Origin of the sequence: Methylorubrum salsuginis (assembly GCF_900114375.1) — a bacterium.
GTDB classification, from domain to species: domain Bacteria; phylum Pseudomonadota; class Alphaproteobacteria; order Rhizobiales; family Beijerinckiaceae; genus Methylobacterium; species Methylobacterium salsuginis.
In genome coordinates this window covers 180,951-200,232 of sequence record NZ_FOSV01000006.1, presented here as the reverse complement: position 1 = coordinate 200,232, position 19,282 = coordinate 180,951, and the positions used below count along the sequence as shown (strand labels likewise).

Genomic DNA, 19,282 nt, shown 5'->3' with positions numbered 1-19,282 from the left:
CGGGGCGCTATCCCCCCGCCCGGGCCAGGGCGGCAAGCCCGTCCCGCGTGTTCTGCGCCGGCTGCCAGCCGAGAGCCGCGAGGCCGTCGGTGCGGGCGACGAGGGAGCCCGACAGACGGTCGAAGGCCTCCTGCCGACCGGTGGCGCGGCAGGCGAGCCCGATCAGCGGGGTGGGGCAGGGCAGGAGGCCGGAGCCGCGGCCGAGGCCGGCGCGCAGAGCGGCGATCATGTCGGGCAGCGTCAGGGGGTCGGGGTCGGCCACGATCAGCGGGCGCCCGATCGGGCCGGGGGCGTCGAGGGCGGCGGCGACGGCCCCCGCGAGGCTCTCCACCGAAACGAGGGAGCGCCGCCCGGTCAGGCTTCCCAGTGGGAGCGGGTAGGGGGCACGGGCGAGCTTGAGCAGGGCCGCCATGTTGCCCTTCACGCCCGCGCCGTAGACCAGCACCGGGCGCAGAGCCACCCAGTCGAGCCCGATCTCGGCCAACGCCTCCTCCGCCGCGAGCTTCGAGCGGCCGTAAGCGTCGGTCGGGGCCGGTGCATCCGCGTCGGTGAGTGGAGCCGCGGCGCTCGGTCCCGTCTGCGCCCGGATCGAGGACAGGAACACGAAGCGCCCGACCTTGGCCCGCTGCGCCGCCTCGGCGAGCTTTCGCGTCGCCTCGGTGTTGGAGGTACGGAAGTCGTCCTCGGGCGCGCCGGACATGGCATGCGCCAGCCCGGCGGAATGCACGACGGCATCGACGCCGCTGAGTGCGGCGGCCATGTTCATGGGCCGCGCCAGATCGCCCACCACCGCGCCGCTCGCCCCCTCCGGCACGTCCACGGGCCGGCGCAGCAGCACCCGCACCCGATGGCCGCGGGCGGACAACGCCGTGAGCAGGTGGCGCCCGATGAAGCCCGTCGCCCCCGTCAGCGCGATCAGCTTTCCGCTCAAGCTCTTGCCCCCTCATGCCTACGGCGCGGCGTCGCGAAAAGGCGCAGCAGCCATCCGACGAGCCCCGCCGCGACGACGAGGCCCAGAAGCGTGACCGGCCAGGACGGCCAAAGCAAGGTGATCAGCGCGAGGGCGGCGAGCGCGCCCTGTACGGCGAAGACGCGGGTGACCACCCCCATCACCGAAAAGCCGTTCACGGTGGCGACCTGATAGAAATGGCTGCGGTGGGCCTGCCACACCTTCTCGCCGCGCCGAAGCCGCCACAGCAGCGTCAGCGTCGCGTCGGCGACGGGGTAGAGCGGCAGGATCAGCGCGGCGGCGAGACCGCCTTCCGCGGCGAGGCGGTACAGGAGCCACGCCACGATCAGGCCGACCGGCAGCGAGCCGACATCGCCCATGAACAGCCGGGCCACCGGCCGGTTGAACGGCGCGAATCCGAGAAGCCCGCCGAGCAGGGCGCCCGCGACGAGGGTCGGTTCGGGCGCATAGCCGCCGAGGATGCCGAGACCCGTCAGGAAGGCGGTGAGCGGCACGAACTCGGCGACCGTCATCCAGTCGAGCCCGTCCATGAAGTTGACGAGGTTGACGAACCACAGCCCGGCGACGACGGCCGCGGGAAGCTCCAGCCAGGCGAGACCCTCCGGCAGGAGCCGCCCCTGGGCGGTGGCCACCACGGCGGCGACCGCGCCGGCCTGCACCACGAGCCGGAGCGAGGCCGGCAGCGGCCGGATGTCGTCGACGGCGCCGACGCCCGCGAGGACGAGAACGGCGAGGGCCAGCGCCGTGCCCTCGGTGCCGCGCAGGCCGATCTCGAGGAAGGCGGCCAAGAGGGCCGCCGCGATCAACGCCGCGCCGACGATGGCGATGCCGCCGCCCTGCGGGGTCGGCACCTTATGGCTGGAGCGGGCGTTCGGGCGGGCGAGCGCGTAGCGTTGCAGCAGCGGCTTCAGCAGCACGATCAGGCCGGCGGAGAGGGCAGCCGCCAGCGGCACGGCGAGGAGGGGCGCGAGGGTCATGCGCCAGGATTTCCGACCCACCACGCCCAATCCCTCCCCCGCGCAGGGGGGAGGGGAGGGCGGTCGCGTGTCGGGTTGGGGCGCATCATCCCTCCGCTCTACCCGCCGCCGCGCGGCCGGGCGAGGGCTCGGCTTGTTTTGGCCGCAAAGCCGCGCGATCCGCTGAAAGGGCGGGGGCCGTCAAAGAGTGGTGGGCCACCCCCCGCGCCGTCGTGTGGGCGCCTTGCGGGGGCGGGGCCCCGCCGATACCACTTTGGCCGACCGCACCCGCCGTCACCCCGTTCCGCCGCCTCGCCTCCGCCGGTCCAAGAAAAGCCCGTTGCGCACCCTGTCCCCGGCCCTTGCCCCGGCCCTCACGACCCTGACGGTTCTGGCCGGCCTCGTGCTCGGCCTCCTCGGGGTCCTCACGCCCGCCCACGCGGTGGAGGCCGTGCGCGTCACCCTCGACGCGCCCGCCGTGGACCTGACGCCGATGATCGAGCGCTACCGCTCGGACGGCGACCTGATCCAGATCTCGACCGCGCCGGGCAAGGACGGCATCGTGCGGCGCATCGCGGTCAAGGCGCGCGAGCCCGGCGCCCGGCCCGACTGGATGGTGTTCGCGCTCACCAACGACACCGACGAGCAGATCGACCGCCTGCTGGTCGCCCCGCATTTCCGCCTCGTCGGCTCCGGCGTGGTCTGGCCCGATCTCGGCGGCTCGCGCATCGCCGCCATCACGGCGAGCGAGGGCATCCGCCCCGAGCGCGACGAGAGCCTGGAGGCCGACCAGTTCCTGATCACCATCGATCCGGGCACCACGGTCACCTACGTCGCCGAGCTCAAAGGGCCCAACGTCCCGCAGGTCTATCTCTGGGACCAGGACGCCTACCGCAAGAAGACCGCCGGGCTCACGCTCTACAAGGGCATCATCATCGGCATCGCCGGGCTGCTGGCGCTGTTCCTCACGATCATCTTCGTCGTGAAGGGCGCGATCATCTTCCCCGCCGCCGCCGCCCTATCCTGGGCGGTGCTGGCCTATGCCTGCATCGATTTCGGCTTCCTGCAGCGGGTCTTCCCCGTCACCGAGGGGGCGGAGCGGATCTACCGGGCGTCCGCCGAGGCCGTTCTCGGCGCCACGCTGCTGGTGTTCCTGTTCGCTTACCTCAACCTCTCGCGCTGGCACGTGCGCTACAGCCACGTCGCCTTCTTCTGGCTGATCTTCCTCGCCGGCCTCGTCGGGCTCGCGGTGTTCGATCCCCCCGTGGCCGCGGGCGTGGCGCGCATCTCGATCGCGGCGGTGGCCGGCGTCGGGCTGATGCTGATCCTCTATCTGGCCGTCCACAACGGCTACGACCGGGCGATCCTGCTCGTCCCGACCTGGCTCCTGCTGCTGTTCTGGGTGGTGGCCGCGGGCTTCGCCATCACCGGGCAGATCGGCTCGGACCTCGTCCAGCCGGCGCTGATCGGCGGGCTCGTGCTGATCGTGATGCTGATCGGCTTCACCGTGATGCAGCACGCCTTCGCGGGCGGGGGCCTGAGCCACAGCCTCGTCTCCGACACCGAGCGCCGGGCGCTGGCCCTGATGGGCGCGGGCGACATCGTGTTCGACTGGGACGTGCCGGGCGACCGCGTCTTCGCCGGCCCCGAGATCGAGGCGCAGCTCGGCCTCAAGCGCGGCGCGCTCGAAGGGCCCGCCGCCAACTGGCTGGGTCTCCTCCATCCCTTCGACGTGGAGCGCTACTCGGCGGCCCTCGACACGGTGATCGAGGAGCGGCGCGGCCGCATCGTCCACGATTTCCGCCTGCGCTCGGCCGCCGGCCCCTATGGGTGGTACCGGCTGAAGGCGCGCCCCGTGATCGGCACCGACGGCGAGGTGATCCGCATCGTCGGCACCATCGCGGACGTGACCGAACTCAAGACCGCCGAGGAACGCCTGCTGCACGACGCCGTGCATGACAGCCTCACCGGCCTGCCGAACCGCGAATTGCTGCACGACCGGCTCGACGCGGCGCTGGCGCTCGCAAGCCAGGACGCCCGGCTGAAGCCTGCGGTGATCGTCCTCGACATCGACCGGTTCAAGGCGATCAACGACGCCATCGGCCTGTCGGCGGGCGATTCGATCCTGCTCACCCTGTCGCGTCGCCTCGGGCGGCTCCTGCGCCCGCAGGACACGCTGGCCCGCGTGGCGGGCGACGAGTTCGCCGTGATCCTGCTCTCCGAGCGCGAGCCCGACCGCATCCTCGCCTTCGCCGAGATGATCCGCCGGGCGATCGCCACGCCGGTCACCTATGCCGACCGCGAGGTGTTCCTCACCGTCTCGATCGGCGTGGCGCTCCACGAGGCCGGGCCCGGCACGGCCGGTCAACCGAAGCGCGACGAGGTGGTCAAGAGCGCGCAGATGGCGATGATCCAGGCCAAGCGCGGCGGCGGCGACCGCATCGAGATCTTCCGCGCCAACATGCGCACCGAGCGCTCCGACCGGCTGATGCTGGAGGCCGACCTGCGCAAGGCGCTGGAGCGCAACGAAATCCGCGTGCTGTTCCAGCCGATCGTGCGCCTCGAGGACCGGACGGTGGCGGGCTTCGAGACGCAGCTGCGCTGGGATCATCCCAAGCTCGGGCGCATCCCGCCCGCGACCTTCCTGCCCGTGGCGGAAGAGATCGGCGCCATCGTCGCGCTCGGCAACTTCGCCATCGAGCGCACGGCGCTCGAACTCGCCGCCTGGCAGCGCTCGCTCGATGTCGAGCCGCCGATCTTCGCCTCCGTCAACGTCTCTTCGCGCCAGCTCCTGCGCCACGACCTCCTGCACGACGTGAAGACGGTGATCGCCCGCACCGGCGTGCTGCCGGGCTCGCTCAAGCTGGAGATGAGCGAGGGGCTGGTGATGGAGAACCCCGAATACGCCGCCCAGATGCTGACCCGCATCCACGACCTCGGCGCGGGCCTCTGCCTCGACGATTTCGGCACCGGCTACTCGGCGCTCGCCTATCTCCAGCGCTTCCCCTTCGACACCCTCAAGATCGACCAGAGCTTCGTGCGTCAGATGGGCCAGGGCCGCACCACGATGCTGCGCTCGCTGGTCCGGATGGCGCAGGAGCTCGGCCTCGCCGTCGTCGCCGAGGGCGCGGAATCGGAGGAGGACGCGCAGGGCCTGCAGGAGCTCGGCTGCGACTACGCGCAAGGGGCGGCCTTCGGCGAGCCGATGACCATGCTCCAGGCCCGCCAGCTCGTCGGCGCGGCGCCGGAAGCCGCTTGAGCCCGGTCTGAGACCGGTAGGTACGGCAACGGCTTAAGTCTCCCTTAACCATAAGCCGGCATGGTCACGCTCAGGTTTCCGGGGTGCTTCGAGCGCAGCCCCGGCCGGACCGGGGATGAGCGATGACCGAGGCGCACAGACGCAGGGAGCCGGGAAGCGGGGGCAGCGCGGTGCGGCGCCTGATGGCGCGCCCGATCCGTGCCCACATCGCCGGCGCCGCCCAACCACAGATGCCGGCCCTCAAGGCCGAGGCGACCGCGCCGGTCCCGGCGCCCGCAGCGCCCGGCCCCGAGACGGGCGACGTGGCGCGGCTGCGCATGGAAGTCCTGATGATGAAGGCGGCGCTCGCCGCCGAGCGGCGCGAGAGCGAGGCCCTGCGCACCAGCCTCGGACTGGGCGAGGCCCAACAGCTCGGCGACGAGGCCCGCGCCGAGCGCGACCGTTGGGCCGCCCTGGTCGGGCGCCTGATCCACGGCACGCTCTGACGCGCCCGGCTCGCGAACCGGCTCACCTGACTTTCCTTCAAAACGAATCCGGAGCGGGATGCCCGCCATGCGTGCTCCCATGAACGCCCGTTGCTCCCTCGTGGTGAACGGCCAGACCCTGCGGGTTTCACCGGGGGACACCTCCCTCGAGACCGCGCTGGCCGACGGCGTCATCACGCCGATGCAGGGCCTGCAAAGCGGCCTGATCATGGGGCAGGCCGCCGCCCCCGCGGGCCGGCGCCTCGCCGCCCGCGCCCGGCGCGCGGAGAACCCGACCGTCTCGATCCCCGATGCCGCGCCGCTGATCCATACGCCCAAGGCCCCGGCCCGCCCGCCGGTGCGGCGCGTCGGCAGCGTCGATGCCGTGACGGCGCTCGGGCCTCGTGTGCTCCAACTCGTCGTCACCCTGGAGCGGCGGCTCCCGTTCGAGCCCGGCGATCAGGTCTGCCTCACCTTCGAGGGCGGGCGCCCCGTCACGCTCGCGCCGACGCTGAGCGTCGAGGGCGGGGCCGAACTCAACGAGCTGGTGTTCCATCTGCGCGGCGCGTGCGCCGACGATCTGGAAGCCCTGTTCGGCGTCGTCCCGACCCCCGGCCTCACCGTGAAGGCCAAGGGCCCGCTGGGGAACGGGACCTACCGACCCGGCGGCGGGCGCCTCGTGCTGGTGGCCGCCGAGACGGGCTTCGCCGGCATCTGGGCGATCGCGCGGGCCGCCCGCTACATCGAGCCCGCCCGCGAGATCTGCGTGATCGCCGGCGCCCGCGATCCCCTCGACCTCTACATGCGCCCGGCGCTCGAATGGCTGCGGGCGACCGGTGTCAATCGCATCACGCTGGCCGCCGACCGCCACCGCCAGCGCCCGCCCGACGTGCGTCCCGGCCCGCTCACCGCCCACGTGCCGACGCTCCGCACCACCGACGCCGTCCATGCCTCCGGCTGCGCCTCGACCATCGGTGCGGTGGAGGTTCTGGCCGCCGCCGCCGGCGCCCGGTTCTACCCGATCCCGCTGCCGCCCGGGGCGTGACCTCGGCGGCCGATGCGCCGGCCGCGTGCGAAGCGGCACGTCGGGCGACCGGCCCGGAGGGCGCAGGCGGTTGCCGCCGCGCGGATCGTGCTCACCTTGGAGGAAACGGGAATCGCCGGCTTGCCGGCGGTCTCACCCATCCATCGAGGATCGCGCCATGATCGCCCGCGTCGCTCTCGCCACCCTTGCGGCCGGCCTGTCCGCCGCCGCCCTCTCCACCTCCGCGCTCGCGCAAAGCTACAATGCGCCCGCCGGCATTCCGTCCGTCACCGCGCCGGGCGGCCTGTCCGGCATCGCCGCGCCCGGCAACCTCGCGCGCTACGGCCAGCGCCGCGGCACCCCCGCCTTCATCACCGACGAGCGCGACCTCACCACCGGATCGATCCACCGTACGCGTTCCCACTGAACCGTTCGCAAGGGGGCGGTTCGGCGCCTCAATGCGCCCCGCCGCTCTCGACGAACTTGAACAGGAACAGTGCGGCGATCACCCAGACCACCGGCTTCACCTCGCGGGCACGCCCCGTGAGTCCCTTCAACACCGCGTAGGTGATGAAGCCGAAGGCGACGCCGTTGGCGATGGAATAGGTGAACGGCATCAGGAGCGCCGTCACGCAGGCCGGGATCACCTCGGTGAGGTCGTCCCAGTCGAGATCGACCAACTCGTGCAGCATCAGGCAGGCGACGTAGAACAGGGCCGGCGCGGTGGCGTAGGCCGGTACCGAGCCCGCGAGCGGCGCGAAGAACAGGCAGGCCAGGAACAGCACGGCCACGGTCGCCGCGGTGAGCCCCGTGCGCCCGCCCTCCTCGACGCCCGACGCGCTCTCCAGATACGCCGTGGTGCTCGACGTGCCGAGGAGCGCGCCGGCGAAGATCGAGGAGGAATCGGCCATCAGAGCCCGGTCGAGGCGTTCCATCCGACCCTCGGTCAGCAGCCCGGCGCGGTTGGCCACCCCCATCAGCGTGCCGGTGGCGTCGAACAGCTCGACCAGGAAGAACACCAGCACGACGTTGAGGATGCCCCCCGTGAGCGCGCCGGAGAGGTCGAGGGCGAACAGCGTCGGCGCGATCGAGGGCGGCAGCGAGACGACGCCCTGGAACGTGTTGTCGGCGAAGACGAAGCTTAAGGCGGTGATCGTCAGGATGGTGGCGAGCAGCGCGCCCTTGATCCGCCGCGCCGAGAGCGCGGCGACCATCAGGAAGCCGATCACGGCCAGTACCGTCGAGGGCTTGTGCAGGTCGCCGATCGTCACGAAGGTCGCCGGGCTCGCCGCGATGACGCCCGCATTCTTGAGCGCGATGATCGCCAGGAACAGGCCGATGCCGACCGTGATGGCGATGCGCAGGGAGCGTGGGATGCCGTCCACGATGATCGAGCGCAGGCCCGTCAGCGTGACGGCCAGGAACAGGCAGCCGGAGATGAACACGGCGCCCAGCGCCGCCTGCCACGTATAGCCCATCTGCAGCACGACGACGTAGGCGAAGTAGGCGTTGAGCCCCATGCCGGGCGCCAGCGCGATCGGGTAGTTGGCGTAGAGCGCCATCACCAGGGAGCCGAGCGCCGCCACGAGGCAGGTGGCGACGAAGACCGCGCCCTTTGGCATCCCGGCGTCGGACAGGATGTTGGGGTTGATGAAGACGATGTAGGCCATCGTCAGGAAGGTGGTCAGGCCCGCGAGCAGCTCGGTGCGCACGGTGGTGCCGTGCTCCGAGAGCCGGAACCGGCGCTCCAGCAGGCCGGGCGCCGCCGGCGTCGGCCCCGCGATGTCGTCCCGCTTCACGTCCATCCCGGTCTCCTCAGGCGCCCGCTTCCCGGGCGGCGATCACGGCGCGGAAGATGCGGTCGGGGGCGAACGGCGTCGCCGTGAGCCGGGCGCCCGTGGCGTCCCGGATGGCGTTGCCCAAAGCCGCGGCGACGGGGTTGTACGGCGATTCGCTCATCGGCTTGGCCCCGAGCGGCCCGACATCGTCGTGGGTGTCGGCGAAGATCACCTCGGTCGTCGGCACGTCGGCGCAGGCCGGAATGTGGTAGTCGCGGAAGCTCGCCGTGAGCACGCTTCCATCCGGATTCAGGCGCAGATCCTCGTAGAGCGCGGCGCCCAGTGCCTGGGCGACGCCGCCCTCGACCTGCCCGCGGCACTGCATCGGGTTGATGACGGTGCCGGCATCGGCTGCCTGGATGCTCTTCAGGATGCGGACCTCGCCGGTCCGCGGATGCACCGCCACGCGAAACGCCTGGACGTTGAAGGCGACCGAGCGCGGCGTGCCGTCGGCCCGGCCCTCCGCCGTCATCGCCCCGCCTTCCGCCAGCTCGCCGAGCGGCACGAGGCGGACGGGCGTCGCCACGCCGTCGCGGGTCAGGTGGCAGGCGGCGGGATCCATGCCGGTTTTCTCCGCCGCGGCCGCCCGGAGCTTTTCAGCGAGCGCCGTACTGGCCAGGAGGTTGGCTTGTCCGGCCACCACGATGCCGGTGCTGCCATAGGCGCCGGTGTCGTGGGCTACCGCATCGGTGTCCGCCTGGATCAGGCGGATGCGGTCCGGCGTGGTGGCGAGGGCCTGCGCCGCGATCTGCCCGTGGACCGTGCTGGTGCCGTTGCCGAACTCGGCGGTGCCGACCGCGAGGGCGTAGGTTCCGTCCGGCTCCAGACGGATGGCGGCGTCGGCGAAATGGCCGTTCGGCGGCACCGTGTCGATCATCGCCATCGCCATGCCTTCGCCCACCCGCCAATCGGGGCCGGGCGGCGGCGCGCCCGGATCGGCGGCGAGCGCGGCTTGCGTCCGGTCGAGGCACTGGTCGAGTCCGTAGGAGCCGAAGCGCACGTCGTGCGGTTCCAGGCTGGTCGAGACCAGCGGATCGCCGGGGCGCACCGCGTTGCGGCGGCGCATCTCGAACGGATCGATGCCGAGACTCCGCGCCAGTTCGTCCATCGCCGATTCCATCGCAAAAACGGTCTGACTCAGGCCGTAGCCGCGAAAGGCGCCCGCCGGCAGGGTGTGGGTGTAGGCGGCGTAGCCCTCCACCCGCTTGTTGGGGCAGGCATAGGCCGCGATGCTCTCGTTGCAGCCGTGATGCAGCACGCCGCCGGCATGGTTGCCGTAGGCCCCGGTGTTCGAGAGCACGTGGAGGGAGATCGCGGTGAGCCGGCCATCGGCGGCGGCCCCGAGCTTCACCCGCACCCGCATCGGATGGCGCGTCGTGGCGGCGCTGAAATTCTCGGCGCGCGTCGTTTCGTATTGGACGGGACGCCCGGTCTTGAGGACGGCCAGCGCCACCAGATCCTCGACCAGCATCTCCTGCTTGCCGCCGAACCCGCCGCCGACCCGGCCGCAGACGACGCGGACCTGATCCCGCGGCAGGTCGAACAGGGCGCAGAGGGCGTCGCGGGTCAGGAACGGCACCTGAGTCGAGGCGCGGAGCGTCAGCCGCCCGGCCTCGTCGCGCCAGCCGATGGCGGCGTGGGTTTCGAGATGGGCGTGCTGCACCCGCTGCGAGACGTATTCGGCCTCGTAGACCCGGTGCGCCGCGGCAAAGCCCGCCGCGAGGTCGCCGACCTCGCCATGCGCTTCCGCGGCGAGGTTCGGGTGTGAATGGAGCGGCGGCGCGTCGGCGCCGGGCGTGCGGTCGGCCGGATCGTGGACCAGCGGGGCGTCCGGCCGCAGGGCCGCCTCCGGGTCGAACACCGCCGGGCGCAGGCGGTATTCCACGCGCAGCGCCCGCAGCCCGGCCTGCGCTGCCGCCTCGCTCTCGGCGACCACCGCGGCGACGCGCTGGCCGACGAAGCGGATCACGGAATCGAGCACCCGCGTGTCGGCGGCGTCGTCCCGCGGGTCCTCGTGGCGCCCGGTGGAGAAGCGCGCTGGCGGCGCGTCCTCGTGGGTCAGCACGGCGACGACGCCCGGCACGGCCAGGGCCGCCGCGCGGTCGATGCTCAGGATTTCGGCATGGGCGTGGGGGGCGCGCAGCACCTTCAGATGCAACAGGCCCGGCATCCCCTGATCGAGGGTATAGGCGGTGCGCCCCGAGACGATGCCGAGGCTCGCGGGCGCCGGCAGGCTGCACCCGACGGCCTCCGCTCTGTCCGCCGTCCCGGCATGAGGGATTCCGGCCACCGCGTCGCGGATCGCCCGGTAGCCGGTGCAGCGGCAGAGATTGCCCTTGAGCGCGGTGGCGAGGTCTTGCCGCTGGCCCTGGTCGAGGGCGGCGGCCGTCATGATCATGCCCGGCGTGCAGAAGCCGCACTGGAAGCCCTGTGCCGCCACGAAGGCCGCCTGCATCGGGTGCAGCGCCTCCGGCGGCGGCGCGCCCGGTTCGCAGGGGCCGGCGAGCCCCTCGATCGTGGTGACGGCACAGCCTTCCGCCCGGTGCGCGGGCAGCAGGCAGGAATGGATCGGCTCCCCGTCGAGATGGACCGTGCAGGCGCCGCAATCGCCCGCGTCGCAGCCCTTCTTGACCCCGAACCAGCCGAGATCGCGCAGGGTGGTCCGCAGGCATTGCCCCGGCCGGGGGGCGATCTCCTGCATCTGCCCGTTGACCGTCAGCCTCACCGTGCGAGCTCCTGCCTGATCTCCTCGGCGAGAAGGCCGGTGACGTGGGCGCGCCAATCGGGCGCGCCGTGGACGTCGTCGTACCAGCCGTCCTCGGGGATGGCGGCGTGAAGCGCCGCCCGTAATCCCGTCGCCTCCGGCACGCCGGGGAAGCGCAACCGGTAGGGCCGCGGCGTCGAGGCGGTGACCGTGAGGGTGACGCCATGCGCATCGCGGGTGCCGATCACGAGCGCACCGGAGCGGCCGTTCGGCGACAGCGCGATCCGCCGGAACGCCGTGCGCCGCCTCAGCGCCGCAGCCGGCATCGCGATCCGCCGCAGGATCTCGCCGGGCCGCAGGGCCGTCATCTGCGGCCCGCGCACGAAGTCGAGCACCGACAGGTGCCGCTCGGCTCCGTCCGGCGCCCGGATCACGCAGGTGCCGTCGAGGGCGGCGGTGAGCGCGATCATCGGCCCGGCGGGCAGCGCCATGCAGAGGTTGCCGCCCACCGTCGCCCGGTTCCAGATCTTGAACGAGCCGAGCAGCGCCCGGCAGCAGAGGCCGACGAGCGGCGCGGCGATCCAGGCCGCCGGCCATTCGTGCCGGTCGAGTTCGGCGATGGTGCAGGTCGCCGACAGGCTCAAACCCTCCGCATCCGCCTCGATCGCGGGCCAGCCGAGGCCGGCGAGGTCGATCAGCCGGGTCAGCCCCGGCTGCGGCTGCGAAAACAGCCACGTCCCGCCCGCGAGCCACGCATCCCCCTCGCGCCACTCGGGCAGTTCCTCCGGCCCGCGCGGCGCCAGGACGGCGGTGATGGTGTCGAGGTCCATGGGTGGGCCCGTCAATGCCTTTCGACGCGAGGCGGCGATCCATCCGATCGGACCGAGGTTTAGCAAAATTGCGTCCAGGCGGTCTCATGGACCGCGGGATCGGGCCGCGACGGCGTTCCCGGCCGGTTCGACACGCAATTTGACGGTGCAGGGCCCGCCGTGGAGGGGCGCCGGCCAGTGGAAGGCGGACAGGAGCACCCTTCATCGGCTTATCACGGCATCGTGATCGAAGGTGCCGCCGTTGATCGGAACTTTTTCTCCGGAGCCTCGAAAGGAGGAGGATCGGGAGGTTTCGGATAGGTCGACGCGGCGAGGGCAGAAAGCTTGGCCGGCGTTTCAGCGAATCTCGCTGTTGCTTCTTCTTAACTGTTATCCGGAGATCGGGCGAAGTGTATATTTCAAGTGTACGCCAAATTACGCTACGTACTTTGACGATTTGACGCGCCATCTATGCCCTGATACCGGAATCAGCCAAATCGCCATGGGTCGATATGCGGTATCCGGCGGTTGTCATTGGGGATAATCGATGTCGAAAGTCAGCTACGCGGGTATCGGTACGGGCATTAACTTTACCATCCGCGATTATGGTGATTATGGCATCGGCTTTGCTTATAACAATGCGCCGTCGGATAGTCCGGATTACGTGTATGGTTACTTGAAATCGACTGTTGATAGCATCGTTGGTAGCCAAGCCGATGACGTGTTCGATTTGACCAACGAATCCCAGGGCATGACCATCGACGGCGGTGGGGGCGATGACCTGATCAAGGGTGGTGTCTTGGTCGATACGCTCATCGGCGGCGCGGGCGACGACGACATCCGCAGCGGCAATACCGGCCGTGAGAGCGGTGGCTCCGATATCATGACCGGCGGGACCGGCGGTGACATCTTCCGGGTCGGTCTGGTCCCGGCCAATACGGGTTATTCCAGCATCGATTCGGACCTGACCGTCACCATCACGGACTTCAATCCGGCGGATGGAGACCGCCTCGATGTTGGCAGTTTCAATGTCACCAGCCTGTCGGACCTGATGCAGCTGGCCTCCATCGTCGACGGCAATTTGGAGATCGGCCTCGCGGCCAATGGCTATACCCGGAAGATCGTCCTCGTCGGCGTGACGCAACTGCCCGACGCCCTGGGGACGGGGGCCTTCGTCTACGCGACCGACAGCGACTATAGCTACGGGAGCGGGACGGACTCCGCCGACGACCTCCTCGGGCGCAACGGTGCGGACACGCTGTATGGATACGGTGGCGACGACCGTCTCTTCGGCGGCGGTGGCAACGACCGGTTGGAAGGTGCGGCGGGCAAGGACGCCGTGTTCGGTGGCGGCGGTACCGACACCGTGTTCGGTGGCGACGACGACGACGCGCTGTTCGGGCAGACCGGCAACGACATCATCTCCGGCGGCGACGGGGCCGACCGAATCGAGGGCGGCGACGGAGCCGACACGCTCTTCGGAGAAACCGATGGGCAGAGCTGGGCGGTGTGGAACGACACCATCCTGGGCGGGGCCGGCAACGACTTCATCGCGGGCGGCGGCGGCAACGACACGATCACCGGCGGCACAGGCGCCGACACCTTCCGGATCGACTACCTCGGCGTTTCCTACTATTCGAGCAGCAGCCTGTCCGACGACACGGTCGATACGGTCACGGATTTCAGCCTCGCCGAGGGTGACAAGATCGATGTCACCCAGACCAATATCAGCGAGGCCGAGACCGTCCGCGCCCTGCTCGCGGGCCAATCCGACGGTCTGAGCCTCCAGCTCTACCTCAACGGCTACAAGACCGAGCTGAAGCTGGTCGGCGCCGCGAGCAACCCGGCCGCGATCGGCGACAGCAACCTCGTACTCAGCAACGAGACCAACAACGAGTACTTCTACGGCTCCGAGAAGCGCGACGACATGATCGGCGGGCGCGGCGCCGACACGCTCTCGGGCGCCGGCGACATCGACCGGCTGTTCGGCGAGAGCGGCAACGACACGATCGATGGCGGCGCGGGCGACGACCTGATCTACGGTGGCTCCGGCAGCGACACCATCAAGGGCGGCATCGGCGACGACGTGATCGACGCGGGCGAGGGCATCGACGCGGTCGAGGGCGGCGAAGGCGTGGATGCCATCGTCGGCGGCGCGGGCGACGATGTGCTGGTCGGCGACGACACCGACACCAACTGGCAGCAGGCCTTCAACGACACGCTCAGCGGCGGCGCCGGCAAGGACGTGCTGGCCGGCGGTGGCGGCAACGACACCCTCACTGGCGGTGCGGATGCCGACGCCTTCCGCCTCTCCTTCGGGCGCTTCTGGTCGTATAACGGCCGCTCGCTCGCGGGCGACACCACTGACACCGTCACGGATTTTGACCTCACCCAGGGCGACAAGATCGATCTGTCGGAGCTGCGCGTCTCCGACCTCGAGACCGCCAAGCTCCTCGTCGGGTTGGCGGCCGGCGGCAACAGCTCGGAAGTCTCGGCCTGGCAGAACGGCTACAAGACGACCCTGGCGCTGACGGCCAAGCTCGACGTGGCTTCGCTGACGGCGGCCAACTTCGTCCTTTCGGCCAACACCGATGTCGACAACGCCTACGGCACCGAGGAGCGCGACGACCTGTTCGGCGGTCTCGGCGACGACTACCTCTCCGGCTATGGCGGCGACGACCGGCTGTTCGGTGAGGCCGGCAACGACACGATCGACGCCGGCGCGGGCGTGGACATCGCCTACGGAGGCGCCGGTTCTGATACGATCCGGCTCGGCGACGGCGCCGACAAGGCGAGCGGCGGGGCCGGCCTCGACACGATCGAGGGCGGCGCGCAGGCCGATTACATCGATGGCGGTGCCGACAGCGACGTGCTCTACGGCGACGGCCAGACCACCGACTGGAGCGTGCGCAACAACGATGTCCTCGTTGGCGGCGGCGGCAACGACACGCTGGTGGGCGGCGGCGGCAACGACACCCTGACCGGTGGCGAGGGGTCGGATTCCTTCCGGGTGTCTTACAGCACCAGTAACTGGGCCGGGCTCTCGACCGACACCGTCGATGTCGTCACCGACTGGAGCACGGCCGACAAGATCGACGTCACCGAGATGGGCATCACCGAATTCGCGACGGTGCAGGCCCTATTCGCCACCTCGACCAGTGGCGCCGTGCTGCTCAGCCAAATGAACGGCTTCCGCAACATCATGTTGCTGAAGGACTACTTGGCTACCGACAAGATCACCGCGGCGAATGTCGTCCTGTCTGAGCGGACGGATTACACAAGCTTCTCTGGTGGCAACAAAGCCGACGACTATTTCGGCGGCGGCGGTGACGACTACCTCGTGGGCGGCGGCGGCAACGACCGCCTGTTCGGCGAGGCCGGCAACGACCAGCTCTTCGGCGGCACCGGCAACGATCTCCTCTCGGGCTCGGGCGGCACCGACACCATCCTGGGCGACGAGGGTGCCGACACCATCACCGGCGGCGCGGGCGACGACACCCTGACCGGCGGCGACCAGGCCGACGTGATCGACGGCGGCACCGGCAACGACGCGATCGTCGGCGACAGTGTCGTGGGCAGCGGCGTCACCACCGCCTGGGCCAAGAGCTTCGATGACACCCTGCGCGGCGGCGACGGCGATGACGTGATCGCGGGTGGCGCCGGCGACGACACCCTCACGGGCGGGGCCGGCGACGACACATTCGTGATGGCCTACAACCGTAACGAGGACATGATCGAGAACTCGGTCGACACGATCACGGACTGGCAGGCCGGCGACAAGGTCGATCTCTCGGAACTCGGTATCTCCGAGATCGCGACGATCCAGCGGCTCCTGACCGTCGAGACCGGCTCTAAGGTGCTGCTGTTGAAGGATAACGGCTTCACCAACAAGCTTGTGCTGGGCTCGGACGCCGCGGTCGGCAAACTGACGACGGGCAATTTCGTCCTGTCCACCTCCACCACCGACGACGGCCTGACCGGCACGCGCAACGCCGACGACCTGTTCGGCGGGCGCGGCAACGACTCGCTGTCAGGCGAGGGGGGCGACGACCGGCTGTTCGGCGAGATCGGCAACGACACGATCAACGGCGGCGCGGGCAACGACCTGATCCTGGGCGGGGCCGGCACCGACACCATCGAGGGCGGCGACGGCACCGACACGATCGACGGCGGGGTGGGCAACGACGTCATCTCGGGTGGTGCCGGCTCCGACACGATGACCGGCGGCGCGGGGGCCGACGACTTCAAGATCGGCTCCTGGACCGGCTTCATCGACGAGTTGAACGAGTATGGGAAGGGCGTCTCGAAGGGTGGCGCCACGATCACCGATTTCAGCGTAGCGGAGAAGGACCAGATCGATCTGCGCGAACTCGGAATCGAAAACTACGACTCGCTGAAGTACTTCTGGAAGGATCTCGGCGACGACGGCGCGATCGACATCACCGCCTATGGCTACACCCAGCGCATCACGATCAAGGGCATCGATGCCCTCGACGAGATCGGGCGGGCCGGGTTCATCTTCGATACCAGCAAGGTCCAGGATCGCTATGTCGGCGCGATCGTAGCCGACGTCATCGCGCTGGGCGGTGGCGACGACTCGGCCAACGGCAACGGCGGCGACGACACGCTGCTCGGGGAGAACGGCAACGACACGCTCGGGGGTGACGCGGGCAACGACACCGTGGACGGCGGCACCGGTAACGACACCGTCAGCGGCGGTGACGGTAACGACACGCTGAAGGGTGGCGACGGCGTCGATAGCGTCTCGGGCGGCACCGGCATCGACAAGATCGACGCGGGCACCGGCAACGACATCGTCGACGCGGGCACCGGCAACGACATCGTCGATGCGGGCACCGGCAACGACATCGTCGGCGGCGGCGCGGGTGACGACAAGGTCATGGGCGGCGCCGGAAACGACACCGTCACGGGCGGCGCCGGCGCAGACGTGATGATCGGCGGCGACGGAACCGACCGGGCGAGCTACGACACCGGCGTGGTGATCGATCTGAGCAACCTCAACCTCAACACCGGCGAAGCGAAGGGCGACACCTACACCTCGATCGAGATCATCGACGGTTCGACCGCCGTGGACACCCTCAAGGGTGACGGCACCGCCAATACCTTCGAGGGCAATGGGGGCAACGACACCCTCGACGGCAAGGCCGGTAACGATACGCTGATGGGTGAGGACGGCAACGACAAGGTCCTGGGTGGGGCCGGCAACGACAAGGTCGATGGCGGCATCGGAAACGACGCCCTCACCGGCGGCACCGGCGTCGATCAGCTCAAGGGCGGCGACGGTGTCGACACCTTCGTCTTCACCAACGTGGCCGACAGCGGAACGAAGGCCGCGACGGCCGACATCATCCTCGACTTCACGACGGCCGACTTCATTGATCTGCGGGGCATCGACGCCAACGCGAAGACCCAGGCGAACGAGGCGTTCACCCTCGTCACCGGCTTCTCCGGCAAGGCGGGTGAGGCGAGCTTCGTTAAGAGCGGAAAAGGCGGCGAGCTGCGCCTCGACATCGACGGCGACGAGACGGCCGACATGGTCATCGTGCTGACGGGCGTGACCACGCTCGATAAAGGTGACCTCATGCTCTGATACCAATCGGCGATGATCTTGACTCATCGCCGATTGCCCCCAGGGCGGCGGGCGTCCGCCGGACGCACGGAACAGGACCATCGGTCCTGTTCCGTGCCGCTTGGTATGAGCCCACCCGCCCGCGACCCGGCCCAGGCCGGGCCGCGGGCCTTCAGGGATGGGGCTCCACGCTCAGGATGGCAGGGCCCGGCCCGCTGCCGATGGCCGCTTCAGCATCGGCCGTGTTCCACCGGGTGATACGCAGCACATTCGAGACGCCTCCGCCGTTCGACGGCGGGGGCGTTTCGCGTCTGGGCTCGATCATGTCAGGTGCGGGCTTCTCGCCGCGCAAGGATGTGCGGACGGCGGCCTGAGAGCGCCGACGATGACGGCGCAGCATTCTGCGGACAAAGAAAAAGCCCCGTCAGGGGCTTAATCGACCGGTGGCGCTCCCAAGGGGAATCGAACCCCTGTTTTCGCCGTGAGAGGGCGACGTCCTAGACCGCTAGACGATGGGAGCTTCCGGGCCGGCGAGAGGTGCTATAGCGACGCCTCCGCGCCTGGGCAAGCCGTTTCCGGCACCCCGGCGAGAAAAGTTCGGTGCGAGACATCCTGTGACTGACGATCAGACCATCCGCAGCCTCGTCGTGGAGCCGGGGGCCGCGCCCGAGCGACTCGACCGCGTGCTCGCCCGCGGCTTCGAGGATCTCTCCCGCGCCCGGCTCCAGGCCCTCGCCCGCGACGGCTTCGTGCGCTGCGACGACGTGGAGGTGCGCGACCCATCGCGAAAAGTCGTGGGCGGGAGCCGGATCGAGGTGGTGGTGCCGGCGCCCGCGCCCGCGGAGCCGCAGGGCGAGGCGCTGCCCCTCACGGTCGTCCATGAGGACGACGATCTCATCGTCATCGACAAGCCGGCGGGCCTCGTCGTCCACCCGGCGGCGGGACACGAGGACGGCACGCTGGTCAACCGGCTGATCGCCCATTGCGGGGTGAGCCTGTCGGGCATCGGCGGGGTGCGCCGGCCCGGCATCGTCCACCGCCTCGACAAGGACACGAGCGGGCTCCTCGTCGTCGCCAAGAACGATCTGGCGCATCAGGGTCTCTCGGCCCAGTTCGCCGATCACGGCCGCAGCGGCGCGCTGGAGCGGGCCTATCTCGCCCTGGTCTGGGGGGTGCCCGAGCCGCGGACCGGAACCATCACCGCCTCGCTCGCCCGCTCGCGGCACAACCGCGAAAAGATTGCCGTCGTCCGCGAGGGCGAGGGGCGGCACGCGGTCACCCATTACCGGGTCGAGGGGCTGCCCGGCGGCGACGGGCTCACGGCGCTGGTGCGCTGCCGCCTGGAGACCGGGCGCACCCACCAGATCCGGGTGCATTTGAGCCATCGCGGCCATCCGCTGCTCGGCGATCCGACCTACGGCGCCGCCTTCAAGACCAAGGCGGCCCGCCTCGGGGATGCGCCGCGGGCGGCGCTGACGGCCCTCGGGCGCCAGGCGCTGCACGCGGCCGAACTCGGCTTCCTGCATCCGCGCTCGGGCGAGCGGATGCGCTTCGAGAGCGCCTTGCCGGCGGATTTTTCGGAGCTTCTGGTGGCCTTGGAGGGGTGATCCCAACAAGGTGCGTTTCGGCACCGCGACGGGTGCGCCCGCGTGACACGTTAAACCCGGA

11 protein-coding genes and 1 tRNA gene are annotated in these 19,282 nt (G+C 70.3%); 6 read left to right on the top strand and 6 right to left on the bottom strand.

Features of this window, described 5'->3' with window-relative positions:
* Positions 1–7: 7 nt before the first annotated feature.
* A complete protein-coding gene (locus tag BM140_RS10150) occupies positions 8–931 on the bottom strand; it encodes an NAD-dependent epimerase/dehydratase family protein (RefSeq protein ID WP_091944995.1) in 924 nt (307 codons plus the stop codon).
* Complete coding sequence (locus BM140_RS10145) at positions 928–1,947, bottom strand: MraY family glycosyltransferase (RefSeq protein WP_091944992.1); 1,020 nt, start codon at positions 1,945–1,947, stop codon at positions 928–930. The genes BM140_RS10150 and BM140_RS10145 overlap by 4 nt, the downstream gene beginning before the upstream one ends.
* Positions 1,948–2,266: 319 nt before the next feature.
* Here BM140_RS10145 and BM140_RS10140 point away from each other — a divergent pair, with 319 nt between their 5' ends.
* The 4 genes from BM140_RS10140 to BM140_RS10125 all read left to right on the top strand — a co-directional run bounded on the left by BM140_RS10140 (position 2,267) and on the right by BM140_RS10125 (position 7,100).
* Positions 2,267–5,185 (top strand): EAL domain-containing protein, encoded by a 2,919-nt coding sequence (locus tag BM140_RS10140; RefSeq protein WP_091944989.1) that lies wholly within the window; start codon positions 2,267–2,269, stop codon positions 5,183–5,185.
* A gap of 182 nt (positions 5,186–5,367) precedes the next feature.
* A complete protein-coding gene (locus BM140_RS10135; RefSeq protein ID WP_244535376.1) occupies positions 5,368–5,670 on the top strand; it encodes a hypothetical protein in 303 nt (100 codons plus the stop codon).
* Positions 5,671–5,737: 67 nt separating this feature from the next.
* Positions 5,738–6,694, top strand: a complete 957-nt coding sequence (locus tag BM140_RS10130; RefSeq protein ID WP_091944984.1) for a ferredoxin reductase domain-containing protein — start codon at positions 5,738–5,740, stop codon at positions 6,692–6,694.
* Between the two features lie 157 nt (positions 6,695–6,851).
* A complete protein-coding gene (locus BM140_RS10125; RefSeq protein ID WP_091944982.1) occupies positions 6,852–7,100 on the top strand; it encodes a hypothetical protein in 249 nt (82 codons plus the stop codon).
* A gap of 28 nt (positions 7,101–7,128) precedes the next feature.
* Here the strand turns inward: BM140_RS10125 and BM140_RS10120 are convergent, their stop codons facing one another.
* Genes BM140_RS10120 through BM140_RS10110 form a run of 3 tightly spaced genes read right to left on the bottom strand, consistent with a single transcriptional unit; the run spans position 7,129 to position 12,045 of the window.
* The gene (locus BM140_RS10120) at positions 7,129–8,478 is read right to left on the bottom strand and encodes an NCS2 family permease (protein WP_091944979.1); all 1,350 of its coding nucleotides are present in this window, start codon (positions 8,476–8,478) and stop codon (positions 7,129–7,131) included.
* Positions 8,479–8,488: 10 nt separating this feature from the next.
* Positions 8,489–11,236: a molybdopterin-dependent oxidoreductase gene (locus BM140_RS10115; RefSeq protein ID WP_091944976.1), complete on the bottom strand. Its 2,748-nt coding sequence runs from the start codon at positions 11,234–11,236 to the stop codon at positions 8,489–8,491.
* A complete protein-coding gene (locus BM140_RS10110) occupies positions 11,233–12,045 on the bottom strand; it encodes an FAD binding domain-containing protein (RefSeq protein WP_091944973.1) in 813 nt (270 codons plus the stop codon). The genes BM140_RS10115 and BM140_RS10110 overlap by 4 nt, the downstream gene beginning before the upstream one ends.
* Positions 12,046–12,745: 700 nt before the next feature.
* On the opposite strand from BM140_RS10110, the gene BM140_RS25115 reads away from it, so the two are divergent.
* Positions 12,746–17,635: a type I secretion C-terminal target domain-containing protein gene (locus BM140_RS25115; protein ID WP_165616431.1), complete on the top strand. Its 4,890-nt coding sequence runs from the start codon at positions 12,746–12,748 to the stop codon at positions 17,633–17,635.
* A 423-nt stretch (positions 17,636–18,058) separates the two neighbouring features.
* Here BM140_RS25115 and BM140_RS10085 read toward each other — a convergent pair.
* Positions 18,059–18,134 (bottom strand) — tRNA-Glu (locus BM140_RS10085).
* 94 nt (positions 18,135–18,228) lie between these two features.
* Between BM140_RS10085 and BM140_RS10080 the strand changes: the two genes are divergently transcribed.
* On the top strand, positions 18,229–19,221 hold the full coding sequence (locus tag BM140_RS10080) for an RluA family pseudouridine synthase (protein WP_244535375.1): 993 nt from the start codon (positions 18,229–18,231) through the stop codon (positions 19,219–19,221).
* The last annotated feature ends 61 nt before the right edge of the window (positions 19,222–19,282 follow it).

Bases quoted from the DNA above. Each gene is read 5' to 3' on its own strand.
- BM140_RS10135 (WP_244535376.1), top strand. From the start codon at position 5,368: ATGGCGCGCCCGATCCGTGCCCACATCGCCGGCGCCGCCCAACCACAG.
- BM140_RS10120 (WP_091944979.1), bottom strand. From the start codon at position 8,478: ATGGACGTGAAGCGGGACGACATCGCGGGGCCGACGCCGGCGGCGCCC.
- BM140_RS10125 (WP_091944982.1), top strand. From the start codon at position 6,852: ATGATCGCCCGCGTCGCTCTCGCCACCCTTGCGGCCGGCCTGTCCGCC.
- BM140_RS10130 (WP_091944984.1), top strand. From the start codon at position 5,738: ATGCGTGCTCCCATGAACGCCCGTTGCTCCCTCGTGGTGAACGGCCAG.
- BM140_RS10145 (WP_091944992.1), bottom strand. From the start codon at position 1,947: ATGACCCTCGCGCCCCTCCTCGCCGTGCCGCTGGCGGCTGCCCTCTCC.
- BM140_RS10110 (WP_091944973.1), bottom strand. From the start codon at position 12,045: ATGGACCTCGACACCATCACCGCCGTCCTGGCGCCGCGCGGGCCGGAG.